We start from the raw sequence: 16,648 nt of genomic DNA, 5'->3' as shown, positions 1-16,648 counted from the left end.
CCCGGCCCTGCGGGCCGACCTCTCCCCGCCGGGGAGAGGTGAAGAACGGCGCTTCGTGTTCCGGCGCCTCGCACGATTTCGGGATGCCAAATATCGAGGGTCGCGAGCAGGTCCGCGAACGCTCCGGGGTCTTTCAGCCGGGCGACCACATCCGGCGAAGCGCCCAGGATCGGGTTGCGGCGCGCGATCGCCCGCATGAGCTTGGGCGCGTGCTCGAAGCCGGCGCCGAGGACGACTGGCAGACCTTCGGGCGCGTTGCGGCGAAGTGTCTCGAGCAATGCTGCGCGGGCGAACGCGAAGCCCCCGCGCGCCGCCGGCGTCCTGACGGCCCGCGCGGCGTGCTCGCGCGTGTCGGCGTCGACGAACAGGTCGACGGCGAGCGCCCTCAGGCCCGCGCGCTTCGCCGAGCGCGCGAGCGCCCGCGCCGAGAGGGCGACGACGGCGAGGTCGAGCCCGTCGGCGCCGTCACTTGACGAGCTGGCGGGCAAGCTCGAAGGCCTCGATGACGCCGATCTGCAGCGCCGTGTCGGACTCGCGGATGCGCTTCAGCATCTGGTGCTGGACCTGATACTTGATCTGCCCGATCACCAGCGCGCCGACGCCCACGCCATGCGGCAGCGCGACGCCGTCGGCGTGCGAATCGACGCCCGCGATCCCGTTCGGCGGCACGGCGTTGATGTCGGCTCCGACCAGCAGGTTCTTGGCGGACTTCAGCACCGTCTCGGAGATCACCTCGACGCCCGGCGAGGCGCAACTGAGGATCACCTCGGCGTCCTTCACCAGCGCCGATTTCTGCTTGTCGGTCTTGGCGACCGCGCAGTCGAGCCGCACCGCGAAACGCTTCTTGAAGTCGACCGCCTTGGCCTCGACGTCCTCGATCACGAGATGGCTGACCAGCGTGACCTCGGCCCCGGCCTGGGCCGCGATCACGGCCGCGATGCCGCCGATGATGCCGGTCGCGCCGTAGATCTGGACCTTGACGCCCTTCAGCCCTCCGTCGCGCTTGCCGCGCAGGTGCTTCTCGACCAGCGCGATCATGGCGGCGGCGGTCGTGAAGGCGCCCGAGGGGTCGGCGAAGATCGAGATCTCGAAGGGCGGGAACAGCGCGTTCGCCGCGGCCTCCATCTGGTCGAGGGCGAGGCCTGCATCCTTGCCGCCGATGAACATCACCGTGCGCTTCGCTGCGTCCGGCGCGCGCGAGAACATCGCGTCCTGCGTCAGGCCCCGCACGTCCTCGAGCTGGATCTTCGAATAGGTCGCGATCGAGCGGAAGCCCGCGTCGACAGCCATGTTCACGTCGAAAGGGCTCGTGTTCCTGAGTGGCGTGATCATGTGCAGGATAGGTTCTGCGTCGGACATGGAAGCTCCTGAGGTTCGGTCAGCCCCGCCGTTCGGTGGAATGCGGCGCGTCCGCGATGGTCGCGCCGCGATTGTCGCCGCGCACGACGTCGAAGCTGACATGAGGTCGGTCCGCGAAGCGGCCCGAGATGTCGGCCGCCGCGTCCTCGGCCGCCACGGCGTCGCCGAAGATCGCGAAACCCGTCGGGCCCCACGAGCTCTGCCCGACGCCGGGCACGCCCTCGGCCTCGACGATCTTCAGCGCCTCGGCGACGTCCGGGCTCGTGAAGCGTCCGCCCTGGAAACGCGCGAAATGGTCGCCGAGCCGCCGCTGGATCTCGCCGATCGCGCGGCCGAAGGCGTCGGCGTCGCCATTCGCCGCCGCCGGCATCGCGCCCATCAGCGTCAACCGGCAGAGCCGTTCCGCGAGCCGCTCAGGGAATTCCGGCAGCCCCTTCATGGCGTCGCTCTCGGCCGAGCCGCTGAGCCCCGTCCGGCTCGCGTCGAACATGAGCAGAATGCGCCAGGTCTCTGGAATCGCGACGCGAGACAGCAGAGGCGGTGGTCGGTGGTCGTTCGGGTCGGGCGAGACCGGCTGGCCACCGTCGAGCAGCACGCCGCCGCCCTCGAAAGCTCCGAGCCCAATGCTGGACCTCGCGCCGCGGCCGATCGTCCTCGCGACCTCCGTCGGCGCCATCGCGTGGCCGCCGAGCACGCTCGCTCCGACGCCGACCGCGAGCGCGAGCTGGGTGCCGGAGCCGAGGCCGGCATGGGCCGGCAGCGCCTGTTCGACGACGATGCGGACGCGGTCGTCGAGCCTGTCGTTCGCGGCGCAGACCTTGCGCAGCGCCTCGAGGGCGCGCTCGGCGTCGGGCCCCGCCGCAGAGGGCTCGTCCGCGGTCTCCAGCAGCACCCGGCACGACGGCGATTCCAGCGCGAGGCCGAGACTGCCGAAGCGCCGGCCGAGCGACCCGTTGAGATCGAGGAAGCCGATATGCAGGCGTCCGGGCGCGACGACGCGCAACGCGCGCGGGGCCCGCACGCGTCGGCCCGACGCCGCGTCTCGAGGGAGGTGCTTCATGATCTCGACCGGCCGGACATTAGGCCGAGGTACCGCGGCTCGCCAAGCCTGCCTATAAGCCTAACTCCCTATTCACGCGCTCCTCACGCCGCGTTGCGCCGCGGAAGCGCGCTGTGTAAGCCTCGCCCGAATTCAACGATAGGAGGGGATGTCATGGCAGGCGCGAAAGCCGTCGACCTGATCCCTGAGGACGAGGTCAAATCCCGTTTGGCGTCCGAGCTGCCGAAGTGGCGGCTGGAGGACGGCTGGATCCGGCGCACCTACAAGACCAACAGCTGGAAGGGCACGCTGATGGTGATCAACGCGGTCGGCCACCTGGCCGAGGCCGCCTGGCACCATCCCGACATCACGGCGTCCTACGCCTGGGTCGAGGTTCGCCTGATGAGCCACGACAAGAAGGGAATCACCGACCGCGACTTCGCGCTCGCGAGGAAGATCGAGGATTTCGTCCAGTGGCAGCCCGGGACCGAAGGCCTCGGCCTCGAGGGCACGCCGCAGGGCGACCAGCGCTTCGCCTATGTGAAATATGACTGAGCCGCAGGGCGGCGGCGCGACGCCGCAGAAAGTCGTTCGTCCGGACGTCGTCTGCCCGTTTTGCGGCCTCGGCTGCGACGATGTTTCGCTGACCGTCTCGGGGCTCGCGGTCGAAGCCGGCGAGGGCGCGTGCGGCCGGGCGGCCGCGCTGTTCCGCCGCGGCGGCGAGGCGCCGCCCGCCGCCCGCGTGAACGGATACGAGGTTCCGCTCGAGGCCGCTCTGGCCGCGGCGGCGGAGCTGCTGGAAGCCGCCAGGTCGCCGGCCTATGCAGGCCTCGGGACCGACGTCGACGGCGTGCGCCATGTCATCAAGCTGGCGTGCCGGACCGGCGGCAGCGTCGACCACTACGCCTCGGCCGGCCTGTTCCGGAACCTCTCGACCTCGCAGCGCAGGGGCTGGGTCGCCACAACGCTCGCGGAGGTCCGCAACCATTGCGACCTGATGGTCGTGGTCGGACCCGATCCGTCGGAGGCGTTCCACCGGCTCTACGCCCGCGTCACCCCGAAGACCGGCCGCTTTCTCGACGGTCCGCGGAAGATCGTGTTCCTGGGCGGCGAACCTTCGGCCGAGGCCAGGACGCAGCTCGACGGCGTCGTGGTCGAGACGGTCGCGGTTCCGGAAGGCGGGCTGGTCGACGCGTTGTCGCGGCTGCAGGCGATCGTCGGCGGCCTCGCCCCGATCGAGGGCGATCCCGACATGCGCCCGCTCGCCGAGGCGCTGAAATCCGCGAAATACGGCGTGCTCGCCTGGAGCGCGGCGGCGCTCGGCGAGGACGGCGACCTCGTCATCGAGCGCGCGGTCGCGGTGGTCGAGACGCTGAACGTCGAGACCCGGGCCGCCTGCTTGCCGCTCGCCGGCCGCGACAATCTGATCGGCGCCAACCAGGCGTTCCTGTGGAATGTCGGCTTTCCGCTCCGGACAGCTTTCCGCGGCGGCGTCGCGGATCACGACCAATCCGCGAACGCGACCGCGGAAGCCCTCAAGGACGCCGACATCGTGGTCTGGATCTCGGCCTTCAGGCCGGAGCGGCCGCCGGCCTGCGACGGCCGCCTGATCGCGCTAGCGCATCCCGCGACCGAGTTCGAGCGCGAGCCCGACGTCTTCATTCCGGTCGGACAGCCGGGCCTCGACCATGCCGGCCTCGTCTTCCGCACCGACACCGTGGTGAGCGTGCCTTTGAAGAAGCACAGAGACTCAAGCCTGATCAGCGTCGCCGAGGCGCTCAGCCGGATCGGTGGAGCGCAGTCGTGACCGCGGTCCGGATCACCAACGGCAAGGTCCTCGACCCCGCGAATGGCGAGGCCGGCGTCGCGCGCGACGTGGTCGTGGTCGACGGCCGGATCGCTGCGGCGGACGCCATCGACGGCGCCGCCGAGACGATCGACGCCAAGGGCGGGATCGTGATGGCCGGCGGCATCGACATCCACAGCCACATCGCCGGCGGCAAGTCGAACATCGCGCGCATGCTGATGGTCGAGGAGCAGCGCGCGATCCGTGAGCCGCAAGGCCCCTTCTGCGCCTGCGGCGGCGGGCTCTCGACCATGACCGCGCACGCCACCGGCTGCCGCTACGCCGAGATGGGCTACACGGCCGTGTTCGAGCCCGCCGTCATCGCGGCGAACGCCCGCCACATGCACGCCGAGATGGCCGACATCCCGTTCCTCGACACGGGCGGCTACCTCGTCCTCGGCAATGACGACTTCCTGCTCGACCTGATCGCGACCGGCGCCGGGCAGCAGGCGGTCAACGACTATGTCGCCTGGCAGCTCAACGCCACGAAGACGATGGCGATCAAGATCGTCAATCCGGGCGGCATCAACGCATTCAAGTTCAATTCCCGCTGGATGAACCTCGACGAGAAGAACCCGCGCTACGAGGTCACGCCGCGCACGATCCTGCAGACGCTGATCCGCGCGGTGACCGACCTCGGCCTCGCGCATCCCATCCATCTCCACGGCTGCAATCTCGGCGTGCCGGGCAACATGCAGACGACGCTCGACACGATCGGCGCGACCGAGGGACTGCCGCTGCACATGACGCATGTGCAGTTCCACAGCTACGGGACCGAGGGCGACCGCAAGTTCTCCTCCGGCGCCGCCGCGATCGCCGAGGCGGTGAACAAGAACCCGAACATCTCGATCGATGTCGGCCAGGTGATGTTCGGCCAGACAGTGACGGCTTCAGCCGATTTCATGACCCAGCACCGCAACCGCGGCATCGCGAGCCCCGGTCGGTTCATCGGCATGGATATCGAGATGGACGCGGCCTGCGGGATCTTGCCGTTCAACTACAAGGACAAGTCCTTCGTGAACGCCCTGCAATGGGCGATCGGGCTCGAGCTGTTCCTGCTGGTCGAAGACCCGTGGCGGATCTTCCTCACGACCGACCACCCGAACGGCGGTCCGTTCACGACCTATCCGCATCTCATCAAGCTGCTGATGGACCGCAGCTTCCGCGAGGAGCAGTTCTCCAAGCTCGCGAAATCGGCGCGCAAGCACTCGAACCTGCTCGAGATCAGGCGCGAATACACGCTCGAGGAGATCGCGATCGTCACCCGCGCGGCGCCGGCAAAGATCCTCGGCCTGACCGACCGCGGCCATCTCGGCGCGGGCGCGGTCGGCGACGTCGTGGTCTATCGCGACGATCCCGATCGCGAGGCGATGTTCTCGCGCGCGTCCTACGTGCTCAAGGACGGGACCGTGATCGTGAAGGACGGCGAGATCGTCGACCTGGTCTACGGCCGCACCCACCAGGTCGCGCCGGACTACGACGGCTCGATGGACGCCCGGATGGACCGCTGGTTCGACGAGGCTCTCGGCTACAAGGCCAGGACCTTCAAGCTCTCCGACGACGAGATACGGGGCGGGCAGGGCGCGGTGAAGCACGAGACGGTGCGGTCGTCATGATCCTCAACGGCGTCGAAATCCGCGACTCGTTCGCGGAGGCCTTCCCGATGGTCGGCACGCGCCTGATCATCACGGCCGACACGGCGAAATGGGCGATGATCGCGGCCAAGACCATGACGGGCTTCGCGACCTCGGTGATCGGCTGCGGCTGCGAGGCGGGGGTCGAGCGAGAGGTGCCGGCCGCCGAAACGCCGGACGGAAGGCCGGGCGTCGCGGTGCTGATCTTCGCGATGGACATCAAAGGACTGAAGTCGGTCGTGCCGAACCGCATCGGCCAATGCGTGCTGACGTCTCCCACCTCGGCGTGTTTCGCCGGGATCGAGGGCGGCGACGCCGTCTCTATCGGCAAGGCGCTACGTTATTTCGGCGACGGCTGGCAGATCTCCAAGAATGTCGACGACCGGCGCATCTGGCGAGTGCCGGTGATGGAGGGCGAGTTCGTTTGCGACCACGAGACCGGCTCGGTGACGGGCGTCGGCGGCGGCAACATCCTGATCCTCGGGACCTCCCGCGGCGAGGCGCTGGCGGCGGCCGAGGCCGCCGTCGATGCCATGGACAAGGTCGAGGGCTGCATTCTGCCGTTCCCCGGCGGCATCGTGCGCTCGGGTTCGAAGGTCGGCTCGAAATACAAGGGCATGTTCGCGTCCTCCAACAACGCCTATTGCCCGACGCTGCGCGCTCAGGGGCCGACGCAGCTGCCGCCCGAGGTCGCCTCGGTGATGGAGATCGTGATCGACGGCGTCTCGGAAAAGGCGGTGTCGGACTGCACCCGCGCCGGCATCGAGGCCGTGGTGAAGCTCGGCCGGGACAAGGGCGTGGTGGCGATCGACGCCGGCAATTACGGCGGCAATCTCGGACCGTTCCACTTCAAGCTCCGGGAGATCATGTCGTGACCGGGCTGGTGCTTGCCCCGCGCGGGACCTTTGAGGCGCGCGTCGATCTGACGGGCGCGCTGCCGGGCGACGAAGGGCTCGCGAAGCTCAAGATCGGCTACGGCGGGCGGCGCGCCGAGCTCGGCGAACTGTTCGAGGTCTCCGGAACCGTCGACGGACGCCTGACCATCGAGGGCGGCGGCGCGGAGCTCGACCGGGTCGGCGCCGGGCTCTCGGCCGGCGAGATCGTCGTCAAGGGCGACGTCGGCGTGGGGGTCGGCCTCAGGGCGAGCGGCGGAACCATCGTGGTGAAGGGCTCGGCGGGCGACTTCGCCGCGAGCGAGCTTTCGGGCGGCAAGGTTGCGATCGCGGGCGACGTTGGCGCGCGGCTCGGCGCGGCAGGCGACGGCTCCAAGCGCGGCATGAGCGGCGGCGTCGTGGTGGTGGGCGGTTCTGCCGGCGCGCGAGCGGGCGAGCGCATGCGCGGCGGCGTGATCCTGATCGACGGAGACGCAGCCGAGAACGCCGCCAGCGACCTGATCGCCGGCACGCTCGCAATCGCGGGCAAGCTCGGGAGAAACGCGGGCCGCGGCATGAAGCGCGGCACGCTGTTCCTCCGCTCGGCGGAGGGACTGGCCTCCGGTTTCCGCGACGCCGGCGAGCACGACCTCATCATGCTTCGGGTCCTCGTGCGCCGCTCGCAGGAACTCGCGGCCTTTCTGGGTGAGGACGCGGGCAAGGCGCGCCGCTACGCCGGCGACCTCAACATCGGCGGCAAGGGCGAGGCGCTGATAGTCATCCGGTGACGGCCTCGGCGTCCTCCGGCCACGCCGGGAAGGCGACGTCCTCGTAGATCTCCGAAAGCGGGAGAGTCAGGCCGACCGCGGTCAGCTCCGCGGTCGATTCAAGGCTACGAAGGACCTCCTCGGTCCAGCCATCGGGCCCGCGGGTCCAGAGCTGTCCCGCGGGGTCGTTCGGATCGATCAGCAGGACATGGTCGATGCTGTCAACGGCGCGGCATTCGTCGAGCTTCGCGAACATGTCGAAGTCTCGGGTCGACGGCGACAGCACCTCGATCACAACCTTGGGTTCGCTTGCTTCGGTCGAACGGTCCCTGCGCGGACCGCAATCGACGCCAGAGTCAGGCCGACGGATGCCGCGGGGCGAGGTGCGAACCGACATGTCGGGCGAGAACGCCCGGCAGCGCTGTCCTCGAAGCCGATTCCGCAGCCCCGCATATTGACGACGATCTGGTCATGGCGCTGGCTCGCGCCGGACATCAGGGTCCACTGGTCGCCGTAGCGGATCCACTCCCCGCGTAGGACCGGGACGCCGTCCACCAGCTCGTGGCTCTCCTCCTGGGTCTCCTCCCAGGCGAAGAATTCTTCCACCGTCATGAGCTTGCGGGCGGGGTCGACCATCTCGACGGTCCGGGCGTTATTTCTACAATGATAGCACGCAATCCTTGACCGCGAGCAGGCGCTTCCGGCTCAGACGGACGGACGGCGCGCGTTGACCGCGCTGCGGATGCGGGCGACCGCGGCCTCGGTCATCCGGCCGGTCCGAGCGCCGGCGCACAAGGCTCCGCGGAAGCCGAGATAGTCCGGCCGTAGGGCGGTGAGCGGCGCGATGTCCTCGAGCTTCAGCGAGCCCGCAAGCCCAGTCATCAGGCCGAGCGCCCGCGCCCGGCGGACGAATGCGCCGAGCTCGGCGTCCCCGAGATGGCGGCGCAATCCGCCGGACGACTTGTCGGCGGTGTCGACCATGGCGCCGGCGAACCCGGCCGCCGCAATCTCCGGCAGGAGGTCGAAATCCGGCGCGGCGTCGGCGAAGAACACGGCGACGAGGTCCGTCTCCTCCGCGACGCTGCGAAGCGCCGAGAAGCACGCGACCGGATCGCCGCCGGGGAAGATCCCGAGCTTGACCATCGGAGCGCCCTTCGAGGCGACGCGCTCGACCGCCGCGAGAAGCGCCTCGGGCTCCATCGGACGGTCGCCTACCGTCGCGCTCAGGCGCGGCTTGGGATCGGGCCACGACCACCAGAGCGGGACCGCCTTCTGGAGCGCCGCGACGTCCCAAGCGCCGAGCGCTCCGTGGGCCGGGTCCTTGAGGTCGACGATATCGGCTCCGCCGGCGCGCGCGACCTCCATCTCGTTCAGAGTGGCGACGCTCGCCAGGAAGCCGGTCATGACCCTGCGCCCTCGCGATGCGCCCGGACAGCGGCGGTGAGCCAGCTCCAGGCCTCGAGTTCGTGCTCTCCGGCCGTCTTGTCGATCGCGATCTGAAGATAACCGAACTCCGCATCGATCTTTTCGTCCGGGAGCATGCCGAGCCGGCTCACCAGCACCGCGCCCTCCAGCACGGCGGCGATCGCTCTGTTGAGGCCCGGGAAGTGCCGGTGGTTCGCCCGATGGACGATCGCGCAGCTGAGCTTCGGCCGTTGTGGATCGTCGTCGATGCGCTCGACCCTGATCTCGTGATGCGCGAGCGTGTTGGCGAGACGGACCGAATCGACGAGGTCCGCCCTCACCGTCGGCCAGTCGGTCTTGCGCTTCGTCACGCAGCCGGCGAACACCCGCGCGTCGTCGGTGAAGTTCACCGAGCCGCAGCGCGTGGCGAGGAAATTGTCGAGCGTGGCGGAGGGCCGGAAAGGCTGCAGCAGCCAGCCGCCCCCGATCGGCGTCGCGCCCATCGGGGCGACATGGGGCACGCCGTCGGGCGACACGGTGGTCACGATGGTCTCGCGGATCACGATTCGCCGTCCTCGCCGTTCCGTTCGCGGCCCTTCTTGGCGAGCGTGGCGCCCGCCGCCTTGAAGTCGAGCCGATGGGCTTCCTCGAGGCTCTCGGCGGTGCCGCCCAGCACGCCGAACCGCACGCCCTCGTCCTGCGAATAACGCTTGCCGAGGCGGAACGCGATCTCGGCGCGCGCGGTCTCTACGCCGAGATAAAAGGCGTGCGCGCCGTCGTCCTCGACCTTCAGATGGGGATAGTGCTTGAACGGGTCCACCGCGACCCGGTGGCCGTCCCGGTTGTAGATGTGGACGCCGACCTCGCTCACCTCGATCCGGAAGTTCCGGTCGCGGATCTCGCGCGCCAGCGCCTCGATGTCGGCGGCTGTCGAGGTCACCGGTCGCCGGTCGCGAAGCGCCATGAGGCCTGCGCCGTAGCCTTTGGGAAGCGCGCCGTCGCGCCGAGCGGCGAAGAACTCCCTGCGGGCGCGGTCGAACTCCCGGACCGCAGTGCGGCAGTGCGGGCTGACCTCGACCGCGAGCACGGCGGTGATCCCGAGCTCCGAGATGATCCCCATCAGGATCGCGTTGATCCCCGTGGTGTCGGCGTCGGTGAGCTCGGTGACGTTGCCGATGCCCATCAAGATCGGCGCGTCGGGCCGGGCGCGCCGGAACTCGGCGTAGCGCACGATCGAGTCGGTGAAGCCGAAATGGATCGGGTCGAGAATCGGATCGGCGAAATAGGCCCGGCCCTTCGCCTCCATGGCGTCGACGGCGCGGAACAGCGACGGCATGTCGCCCTGGGTCGCGGGCACGAGGATCGGGACGGCGTCGCCCTCGTCGGCGATGGCGAGGTTGCGCTCGCTCAGGGACAGCAGATAGTTCGCGCCGGCGCGGTTGGACCGCGAGAGCTCCTCGTCGTCGGCCGAATCGACGCTCACCTTGATCCCCGCGCGCGTCAGCGCCGCGATCGCGTCCTCGAGATGAGGAAAGGGCGTGTCGGGCATGCAGCCGAGATCGATGACGTCGGCGCCTTCGCCGCAAAGATGCCGGGCGCGCGCCACGATCTCGTCGACCGAGAGCGTCGTGGCCTCGACGATCTCGGCGAAGATCGCGCAGTCATGGGCCGAAAGGTCGGGCTCCAGTCCGCCGCGACCAAAATAGGCCGGCAGGTCCGCGAGCTCCTCCGGGCCGCGCTCGAACGGCACGCCGAATCTTCCCTCGAGCCGGTCGAGGTCGCCGCGGAAGCGGCCCGGCAGGATGGCGCGCCCGACGCTCTCCGGCAGCTTCAGCCTGCGGTCGAGGATCTCGGTGGTCATCAAAGCCGCGACCTTGACGCCGACATTGACCACGACCGGGTCGAGCGCGTCGCTGCGCAGCTCCTCGGCGAGCCGCGCGAGCCGCGGTTCTGCGAGCGAGCCGGTGATCAGGGCGACCTTCTCGGCGCTCACGCTGCGCGCCGCAGCGGCGTCTCGAGCGCGCGGTGGAGCGCCGCGGCGGAGGCGGGGCCGAGCAGCGCGATCTCCCCGTCGAACCGCTTCGCGAGGCGCGGCAGATGGGCGTCCACGAGGCCGCTGGCCGCCCACGCATCGGGGCCGCCCGCCTCGGGAGCAGCCGCGGACTTCAGGAGGATCAGGCGCCCGGCGCCGAGCGCGACGGCGAGCCACAGCGCGAGACTGTCGGACGTCACGTCCCAACTCGCCGGAAGGTCGTCGGTGCCAAGCGCCATGGGGGAGGGGCGCCACAGCGCCCCCCGTCTCGCCGCAGCGGCGACCGAAAAGTCCGCCGGCGTCGCGCACAAGGCGAGCCCGGGCGCGATATCGGCGAGCATCATGGCGACCTGGTCCATCGCGAGGATCGCCATCGCGTGGGCCGCCCGGTCGCTGGCGCCGTGCCGCGCCTGGGCGTCGCGCACCGCGCCCGCGACCGGCCCGCCGCCGGGCGCGACCACCGCGCCGCGACGGGCCGCGACGGCGAGCAGGCCGTTCCGCTCGGGCGAGCCCAGCAGGCTGCCGCCGAATTTCACCACCACGGGTCTGGTCACGTCGCCGGGGTCCTACCGCCGTCGTCTCGATCATCGGGGCGCGGAAGCTACCAGCGCCGGGGCGTCATTCCAACTCGCCCTCGACCGCAACCGGACCGCGCCCGCGCGCCGGATCCGAGCCTCGCGCGGCGACGGAATCCCGGCGACGGTCTTCCCGGAGGTTCGACGGCGGAGGCGCAAGCCGTTATGGCTGTCTCCGGACCGGCCCGAAGAGCCGGCTGAGGGAGACGACGCATGAGGCGTGCTTCATCGTCCGCCGGCCTGCCCGGCGAGATGACCGGACGGGCGTCGCGGATCGCGGCGGCGTGGCTCGTGGCGCTGGCCGCCCTCTGCGCGACGGAGGCCCGCGCGGCCGAGCCTCTGCCGACGACCGAAGTGGCCCCCGGCGTCTTCGTCTATCAGGCGCCCTATGCGCTGCTCGCGCCCTCGAATATGGGCGCGATCGCCAATGTCGGCTTCGTGGTCGGGCGCGACGGCGTCGCGGTGATCGATACGGGCAACACGAAGGAGGCTGGCGAGAGGCTGCTTGCGAGCGTCAAGGCGCGCACGGACCTGCCGGTCAGATATGTCGTCAACACCCACATGCACCCGGACCACGCGCTGGGCGACGCCGCGTTCCGCGGGACGGGCGCGCAGTTCGTGGCGCACGCCAAGTTCAAGCGCGCGCTCGATGCCCGCGCGCAGTCCTATGTCGACGGGGCCAAGCGCGCGCTCGGCGAACGCTTCGACGAAGACCTCGGTGACATCGTGACGCCGGACGTCCAGGTCACGGACAAGCTGACGCTCGACCTCGGCGGAAGGTCCCTCGAGCTCGAAGCCTGGCCGACGGCGCACACCGACAACGACCTGACAGTGTTCGACCAGACCAGCGGCACCTGGTTTCTTGGCGACCTTCTGTTCATGGGCCATCTGCCGAGCGTCGACGGCTCCTTCGAGGGCTGGGTGCGGCTGATGGCGCGGCTCAGGGAACAGTCCGCGGCGCGGGTCGTTCCGGGCCACGGCCCGGCCTCCGCGTCATGGCCGGACGCTCTCGCGCCCCAGCAGCGCTATTTCGACCGGCTTCGGAAAGACGTCGAGACGCTGCTCGACGCCGGCGCGTCGCTCCGGGAGGCGTCCGAAAAGGCCGGCGTTTCGGAGCGGGAGGCCTGGGCGCTGTTCGACGAGTTCAACGCGCGGAATGCCATCGCGGTCTATAGAGAACTCGAATGGCGTTAGTGCGCTGCAACATAATAAGCTAGCAACTGCAGCAAAATCATAATAACGCTCTTATATCTTAAAGTCCTGTTGCACCCCCATACGAAGCGGGCTACGGTCCGGACAGTCTTCCGCTGCTACGCAACGGCTCTTTGGAGCCGGCGCGGTTCGTAGGCTTGTCGGAAATGGGGGATCGCTCATGGGCGATCGGTTGCCGGCAAATCGTGACACGAGGCTGAAGGCGCAAGTCCAACAATAACGATTCCGTCTCTCGACAGGGGCAACGCTCAAGAGAGGCTGACTAAGGACTGCGTGAAAGAGGGAGAAAGAACGAATGCGCAAAGTCGCAATCGCAGCGGGCCTGATGGGCGCCGCTTGCATGGCGTTGCCGTCCTTGGCGAACGACAGCGTCATGCAGATTACGAAGGACCCCAAGCAGTGGGGCATTCAGACGGGCGACTACGCCAACCACCGTTACTCGAAGCTTGACGAAATCAACAAGGACAACGTCAAGAAGCTTCAGGTGGCCTGGACGTTCTCGACCGGCGTGCTGCGCGGCCACGAAGGTTCGCCGATCGTGATCGGCAACATGATGTACCTTCATACGCCGTTCCCGAACAACGTCTTCGCTCTCAACCTCGACGAGGGCGGCAAGATCGTTTGGAAGTACGAGCCGAAGCAGGATCCGAACGTGATCCCGGTGATGTGCTGCGATACCGTCAACCGCGGTCTCGCTTACGCCGACGGCATCATCTTCCTGCATCAGGCCGACACCACCGTCGTTGCGCTCGACGCCAAGACCGGCCAGAAGAAGTGGTCGGTCGTGAACGGCGACCCGAAGAAGGGCGAGACCAACACCGCGACCGTTCTGCCGGTCAAGGACAAGGTCATCGTCGGCATCTCCGGCGCCGAGTTCGGCGTCCGCAGCCATGTCACGGCCTACAACATCGCCGACGGCAAGATGGTCTGGCGCGGTTACTCGACCGGCCCGGACGACGAGATGCTGATCGACCCCGAGAAGACCACCGAGCACGGCAAGCCCGTCGGCAAGGACTCCTCCCTGAAGACCTGGCAGGGCGATCAGTGGAAGATCGGCGGCGGCTCGACCTGGGGCTGGTACTCCTACGATCCCAAGACGAACCTGATGTTCTACGGCACGGGCAACCCGTCCACGTGGAACCCGAAGCAGCGCCCGGGCGACAACAAGTGGTCGATGACCATCTTCGCGCGTGACGTCGACACCGGTAAGGCCAAGTGGGTCTACCAGATGACGCCCCACGACGAGTGGGACTTCGACGGCATCAACGAGATGATCCTCACTGAGCAGAAGATCGACGGCAAGGAGCGCAACCTCCTCACGCACTTCGATCGTAACGGCTTCGGCTACACGCTCGATCGTGACACCGGCGAGCTTCTCGTCGCCGAGAAGTACGACCCGGTCGTGAACTGGGCGACCAAGGTCGACATGGACAAGTCGTCCAAGACCTACGGCCGTCCGCTCGTCGTCTCCAAGTATTCGACCGAGCAGAACGGCGAAGACGTGAACTCGCAGGGCATCTGCCCGGCGGCGCTCGGCACCAAGGACCAGCAGCCTGCGGCCTACTCGCCGGAGACCGAGCTGTTCTACGTCCCGACCAACCACGTCTGCATGGACTACGAGCCGTTCCGTGTCTCGTACACCGCCGGCCAGCCCTATGTCGGCGCGACCCTCTCGATGTTCCCGGCCCCCAACTCGCATGGCGGCATGGGCAACTTCATCGCCTGGGACGGCAAGAAGGGTAAGATCGTCTGGTCCAACAAGGAGCAGTTCTCCGTGTGGTCCGGCGCTCTGGCGACCTCGGGCGGCATCGTGTTCTACGGCACGCTCGAAGGCTACCTGAAGGCGGTCGACGCCAAGACGGGCAAGGAACTCTACAAGTTCAAGACCCCGTCGGGCATCATCGGCAACGTCATGACCTACGAGCACAAGGGCAAGCAGTACGTCGCGGTGCTCTCGGGCGTCGGCGGCTGGGCGGGCATCGGCCTTGCGGCCGGCCTGACCAACGCGACCGACGGTCTCGGCGCGGTCGGCGGCTACGCGGCTCTGTCGCAGTACACCGCTCTCGGCGGCCAGCTGACTGTGTTCACGCTGCCGACGAACTGACGGTCAAACGACCAAGGGCGTGGCCCAAAGAAGGCCACGCCCGCTTCATCCTCCACCCGGCCTTCGGCGCAAACCGAAGGCCGGGTTTTTCGTATCTGAGGCCGAGAGCAGGCGCTGAGCCGAGGATCACCCCCGGACGAAACGTCGAAGGCTGGTTGGCGGCCGGCGGAATGCACGGTCTTCCGGCCCTTCCAGCCGGGCGCGACGCCCTATCTAAAGCGGGTCGCCCAGATCGCCCGGCCGGTCCCCGGCCATCCCGAACGCGACAGGCGGAATCACCTCGACGCGCCCAAGCGTCGGGTCAACGACAAAAGGCCCGCGGCTCGGCGGGCGGCGGAAGGTGGACATGACCAAGCAGAAGATCGCCATCCATGCATCGCCGCGGAGGAGGCTCGCGCTCGGCGCGCTCGCCGCGGCGCTCGGCCTCGCGACCGGCCCCGCGGCCGCCCAGACTTCCGACCTCGTCAACCGTGCGACGCTTCGGGTGTGCGCCGATCCGGCCGACATGCCGCTCTCGAACGAGAAGGGCGAGGGCTATGAGAACAAGATCGCGGAGCTGCTCGCCAAGGATCTCGGAATCCCGCTGGTCTACACCTGGTTCCCGCAGGCGACCGGCTTCTACCGCATGACGCTCGGCATCAAGCGCTGCGACGTGGTGCTGGGCGTCGCGCAGGGCGCGGACCCTTATCTCAACACCAACGCCTATATGCGCTCGACCTCGATCCTGATCGTCAAGGAGGGCGGACCGCTGGATGGCGTCGACAGGCTCTCCGACGAGAAGCTCAAGGACAAGCGCGTCGGCGTCATCGCCGGCACGCCGGCCGCGAGCCATCTCAACAAATATGGCCTGATGGCCAAGGCGAAGCCTTATTCGCTGACGATCGACCGCCGCTATTTTTCGCCGGCCGAGGACATGATCAAGGACGTGCAGTCCGGCGAGATCGACGCGGGCGTGCTGTGGGGACCGATCGGCGGCTATTTCGCCGACAAGGCCGGCGGCCTGTCGATGACTTCGCTGGTCAAGGAACAGGGCGGACCGCCGATGTCCTACCGCCTGACCTTCGGCGTGCGGCCCGGCGAGGAGAACTGGAAGCATCGGCTGAACGAGTTCATCTCGAAGAACCAGGCAGAGATCAACAAGATCCTGGCGTCGTTCCACGTTCCGCTGGTCGACGAGCAGGACAAGCCGATCGTGGTCACCCAGTGATCGCGGGCGCGGCGCGGCGGACGGCGGGCCTGATGGGCGCCGCGGTCGCGGTCGTCGCGCTGTCGGTCGGCTCGGCGGGAGCCGCGCCGCCGCCGGAGCCCTCCGGCTACAAGATGGACGATTACCGCTCGCCGACGCCGGCGACGCTCGCCGGCGCGCGGGTGGTCCCGACCGAGGAGGCGGAGCGGCTATGGCGCGACAAGGGCGCGGTGTTCGTCGACACCATGCCGCGCGACCAGCGGCCGAAGGACCTTCCGCCCGGCACCGTCTGGCGCGATAAGCCGCGCGAGCATGTGCCGGGCAGCTCCTGGCTCGCCAATGTCGGCTATGGCGGCATCAGCGCTGAGATGACGGCCTATTTCCGCGACAGCCTCGCGACGTTGTCGGGCGGCGACATGACGCGCCCGCTGCTGTTCTATTGCCGCGCCGACTGTTGGATGTCGTGGAACGCCGGCAAGCGCGCCATGGAATGGGGCTACCGCGACGTCCTCTGGTACCCGGAGGGGACCGACGGCTGGGAGAAGGCCGGGCTGCCGCTTGAGAAGGCTGAGCCCTACAAGCTACCTGCCCGTCCGGCGTCTCAATGAGGCCGAGCCG

The 16,648-nt window shown here is 68.7% G+C and carries 17 protein-coding genes and 1 pseudogene; 9 read left to right on the top strand and 9 right to left on the bottom strand.

All coding sequences use genetic code 11. The features are described from left to right. From EK403_RS22190 to EK403_RS04275, 3 genes and pseudogenes are all read right to left on the bottom strand, one after another. Positions 1–488: pseudogene (locus tag EK403_RS22190) on the bottom strand (ATP-grasp domain-containing protein); the annotation flags it as partial. Further along, complete coding sequence (locus EK403_RS04280; protein WP_128776270.1) at positions 466–1,359, bottom strand: NAD(P)-dependent methylenetetrahydromethanopterin dehydrogenase; 894 nt, start codon at positions 1,357–1,359, stop codon at positions 466–468. The gene EK403_RS04280 and the pseudogene EK403_RS22190, both read right to left, overlap by 23 nt. A 19-nt stretch (positions 1,360–1,378) precedes the next feature. Next, the gene (locus EK403_RS04275; protein WP_245479498.1) at positions 1,379–2,380 is read right to left on the bottom strand and encodes a beta-ribofuranosylaminobenzene 5'-phosphate synthase family protein; all 1,002 of its coding nucleotides are present in this window, start codon (positions 2,378–2,380) and stop codon (positions 1,379–1,381) included. A 192-nt stretch (positions 2,381–2,572) separates the two neighbouring features. Here EK403_RS04275 and EK403_RS04270 point away from each other — a divergent pair, with 192 nt between their 5' ends. The 5 genes from EK403_RS04270 to EK403_RS04250 are packed head-to-tail and all read left to right on the top strand — an operon-like array spanning position 2,573 to position 7,538. Continuing rightward, positions 2,573–2,953, top strand: coding sequence for a 4a-hydroxytetrahydrobiopterin dehydratase (locus tag EK403_RS04270; protein WP_128776268.1), 381 nt, complete (start codon positions 2,573–2,575; stop codon positions 2,951–2,953). Further along, a complete protein-coding gene (locus tag EK403_RS04265) occupies positions 2,946–4,205 on the top strand; it encodes a molybdopterin-binding domain-containing protein (RefSeq protein WP_128776267.1) in 1,260 nt (419 codons plus the stop codon). The genes EK403_RS04270 and EK403_RS04265 overlap by 8 nt, the downstream gene beginning before the upstream one ends. Then, positions 4,202–5,860: a formylmethanofuran dehydrogenase subunit A gene (locus EK403_RS04260; protein ID WP_128776266.1), complete on the top strand. Its 1,659-nt coding sequence runs from the start codon at positions 4,202–4,204 to the stop codon at positions 5,858–5,860. Before EK403_RS04265 ends, EK403_RS04260 begins: the two co-directional genes overlap by 4 nt. Next, the gene (fhcD, locus tag EK403_RS04255) at positions 5,857–6,753 is read left to right on the top strand and encodes a formylmethanofuran--tetrahydromethanopterin N-formyltransferase (RefSeq protein ID WP_128776265.1); all 897 of its coding nucleotides are present in this window, start codon (positions 5,857–5,859) and stop codon (positions 6,751–6,753) included. Before EK403_RS04260 ends, fhcD begins: the two co-directional genes overlap by 4 nt. Beyond that, positions 6,750–7,538: a formylmethanofuran dehydrogenase subunit C gene (locus EK403_RS04250; protein ID WP_128776264.1), complete on the top strand. Its 789-nt coding sequence runs from the start codon at positions 6,750–6,752 to the stop codon at positions 7,536–7,538. Before fhcD ends, EK403_RS04250 begins: the two co-directional genes overlap by 4 nt. On the opposite strand, the gene EK403_RS04245 is transcribed toward EK403_RS04250, so the two are convergent. The 6 genes from EK403_RS04245 to EK403_RS04225 all read right to left on the bottom strand — a co-directional run bounded on the left by EK403_RS04245 (position 7,528) and on the right by EK403_RS04225 (position 11,507). Continuing rightward, on the bottom strand, positions 7,528–7,914 hold the full coding sequence (locus tag EK403_RS04245) for a Uma2 family endonuclease (protein ID WP_245479497.1): 387 nt from the start codon (positions 7,912–7,914) through the stop codon (positions 7,528–7,530). The two genes, EK403_RS04250 and EK403_RS04245, sit on opposite strands and share 11 nt — an antisense overlap. Continuing rightward, entirely contained in the window at positions 7,809–8,153 is a 345-nt protein-coding gene (locus tag EK403_RS22920) for a hypothetical protein (RefSeq protein ID WP_245479527.1), read from the bottom strand. Before EK403_RS22920 ends, EK403_RS04245 begins: the two co-directional genes overlap by 106 nt. Before the next feature lie 69 nt (positions 8,154–8,222). Beyond that, positions 8,223–8,921: a (5-formylfuran-3-yl)methyl phosphate synthase gene (locus tag EK403_RS04240; RefSeq protein WP_128776262.1), complete on the bottom strand. Its 699-nt coding sequence runs from the start codon at positions 8,919–8,921 to the stop codon at positions 8,223–8,225. Further along, a complete protein-coding gene (locus tag EK403_RS04235) occupies positions 8,918–9,484 on the bottom strand; it encodes a DUF447 domain-containing protein (protein WP_128776261.1) in 567 nt (188 codons plus the stop codon). The genes EK403_RS04240 and EK403_RS04235 overlap by 4 nt, the downstream gene beginning before the upstream one ends. Next, the gene (locus EK403_RS04230) at positions 9,481–10,914 is read right to left on the bottom strand and encodes a DUF6513 domain-containing protein (RefSeq protein ID WP_128776260.1); all 1,434 of its coding nucleotides are present in this window, start codon (positions 10,912–10,914) and stop codon (positions 9,481–9,483) included. The genes EK403_RS04235 and EK403_RS04230 overlap by 4 nt, the downstream gene beginning before the upstream one ends. Further along, on the bottom strand, positions 10,911–11,507 hold the full coding sequence (locus EK403_RS04225) for an amino acid kinase family protein (protein WP_128776259.1): 597 nt from the start codon (positions 11,505–11,507) through the stop codon (positions 10,911–10,913). The genes EK403_RS04230 and EK403_RS04225 overlap by 4 nt, the downstream gene beginning before the upstream one ends. 234 nt (positions 11,508–11,741) lie before the next feature. On the opposite strand from EK403_RS04225, the gene EK403_RS04220 reads away from it, so the two are divergent. The 4 genes from EK403_RS04220 (at position 11,742) to EK403_RS04205 (ending at position 16,638) form a co-directional block, all read left to right on the top strand. Then, positions 11,742–12,722, top strand: a complete 981-nt coding sequence (locus tag EK403_RS04220; RefSeq protein WP_245479496.1) for a quinoprotein relay system zinc metallohydrolase 2 — start codon at positions 11,742–11,744, stop codon at positions 12,720–12,722. 313 nt (positions 12,723–13,035) lie between these two features. After that, entirely contained in the window at positions 13,036–14,844 is a 1,809-nt protein-coding gene (gene xoxF5 / locus EK403_RS04215) for a lanthanide-dependent methanol dehydrogenase XoxF5 (protein WP_128776258.1), read from the top strand. A gap of 346 nt (positions 14,845–15,190) precedes the next feature. Then, positions 15,191–16,051: a substrate-binding domain-containing protein gene (locus EK403_RS04210; RefSeq protein WP_128776257.1), complete on the top strand. Its 861-nt coding sequence runs from the start codon at positions 15,191–15,193 to the stop codon at positions 16,049–16,051. 32 nt (positions 16,052–16,083) lie between these two features. Then, positions 16,084–16,638 carry a PQQ-dependent catabolism-associated CXXCW motif protein gene (locus EK403_RS04205; protein WP_128776256.1) on the top strand — a complete coding sequence of 185 codons (555 nt, stop codon included), beginning with the start codon at positions 16,084–16,086 and terminating at the stop codon, positions 16,636–16,638. Positions 16,639–16,648 lie beyond the last annotated feature (10 nt).

It is taken from the genome of Hansschlegelia zhihuaiae, assembly GCF_004103825.1.
Taxonomy (GTDB): domain Bacteria; phylum Pseudomonadota; class Alphaproteobacteria; order Rhizobiales; family Methylopilaceae; genus Methylopila; species Methylopila zhihuaiae.
This window is presented reverse-complemented; position numbering and strand designations above follow the sequence as displayed.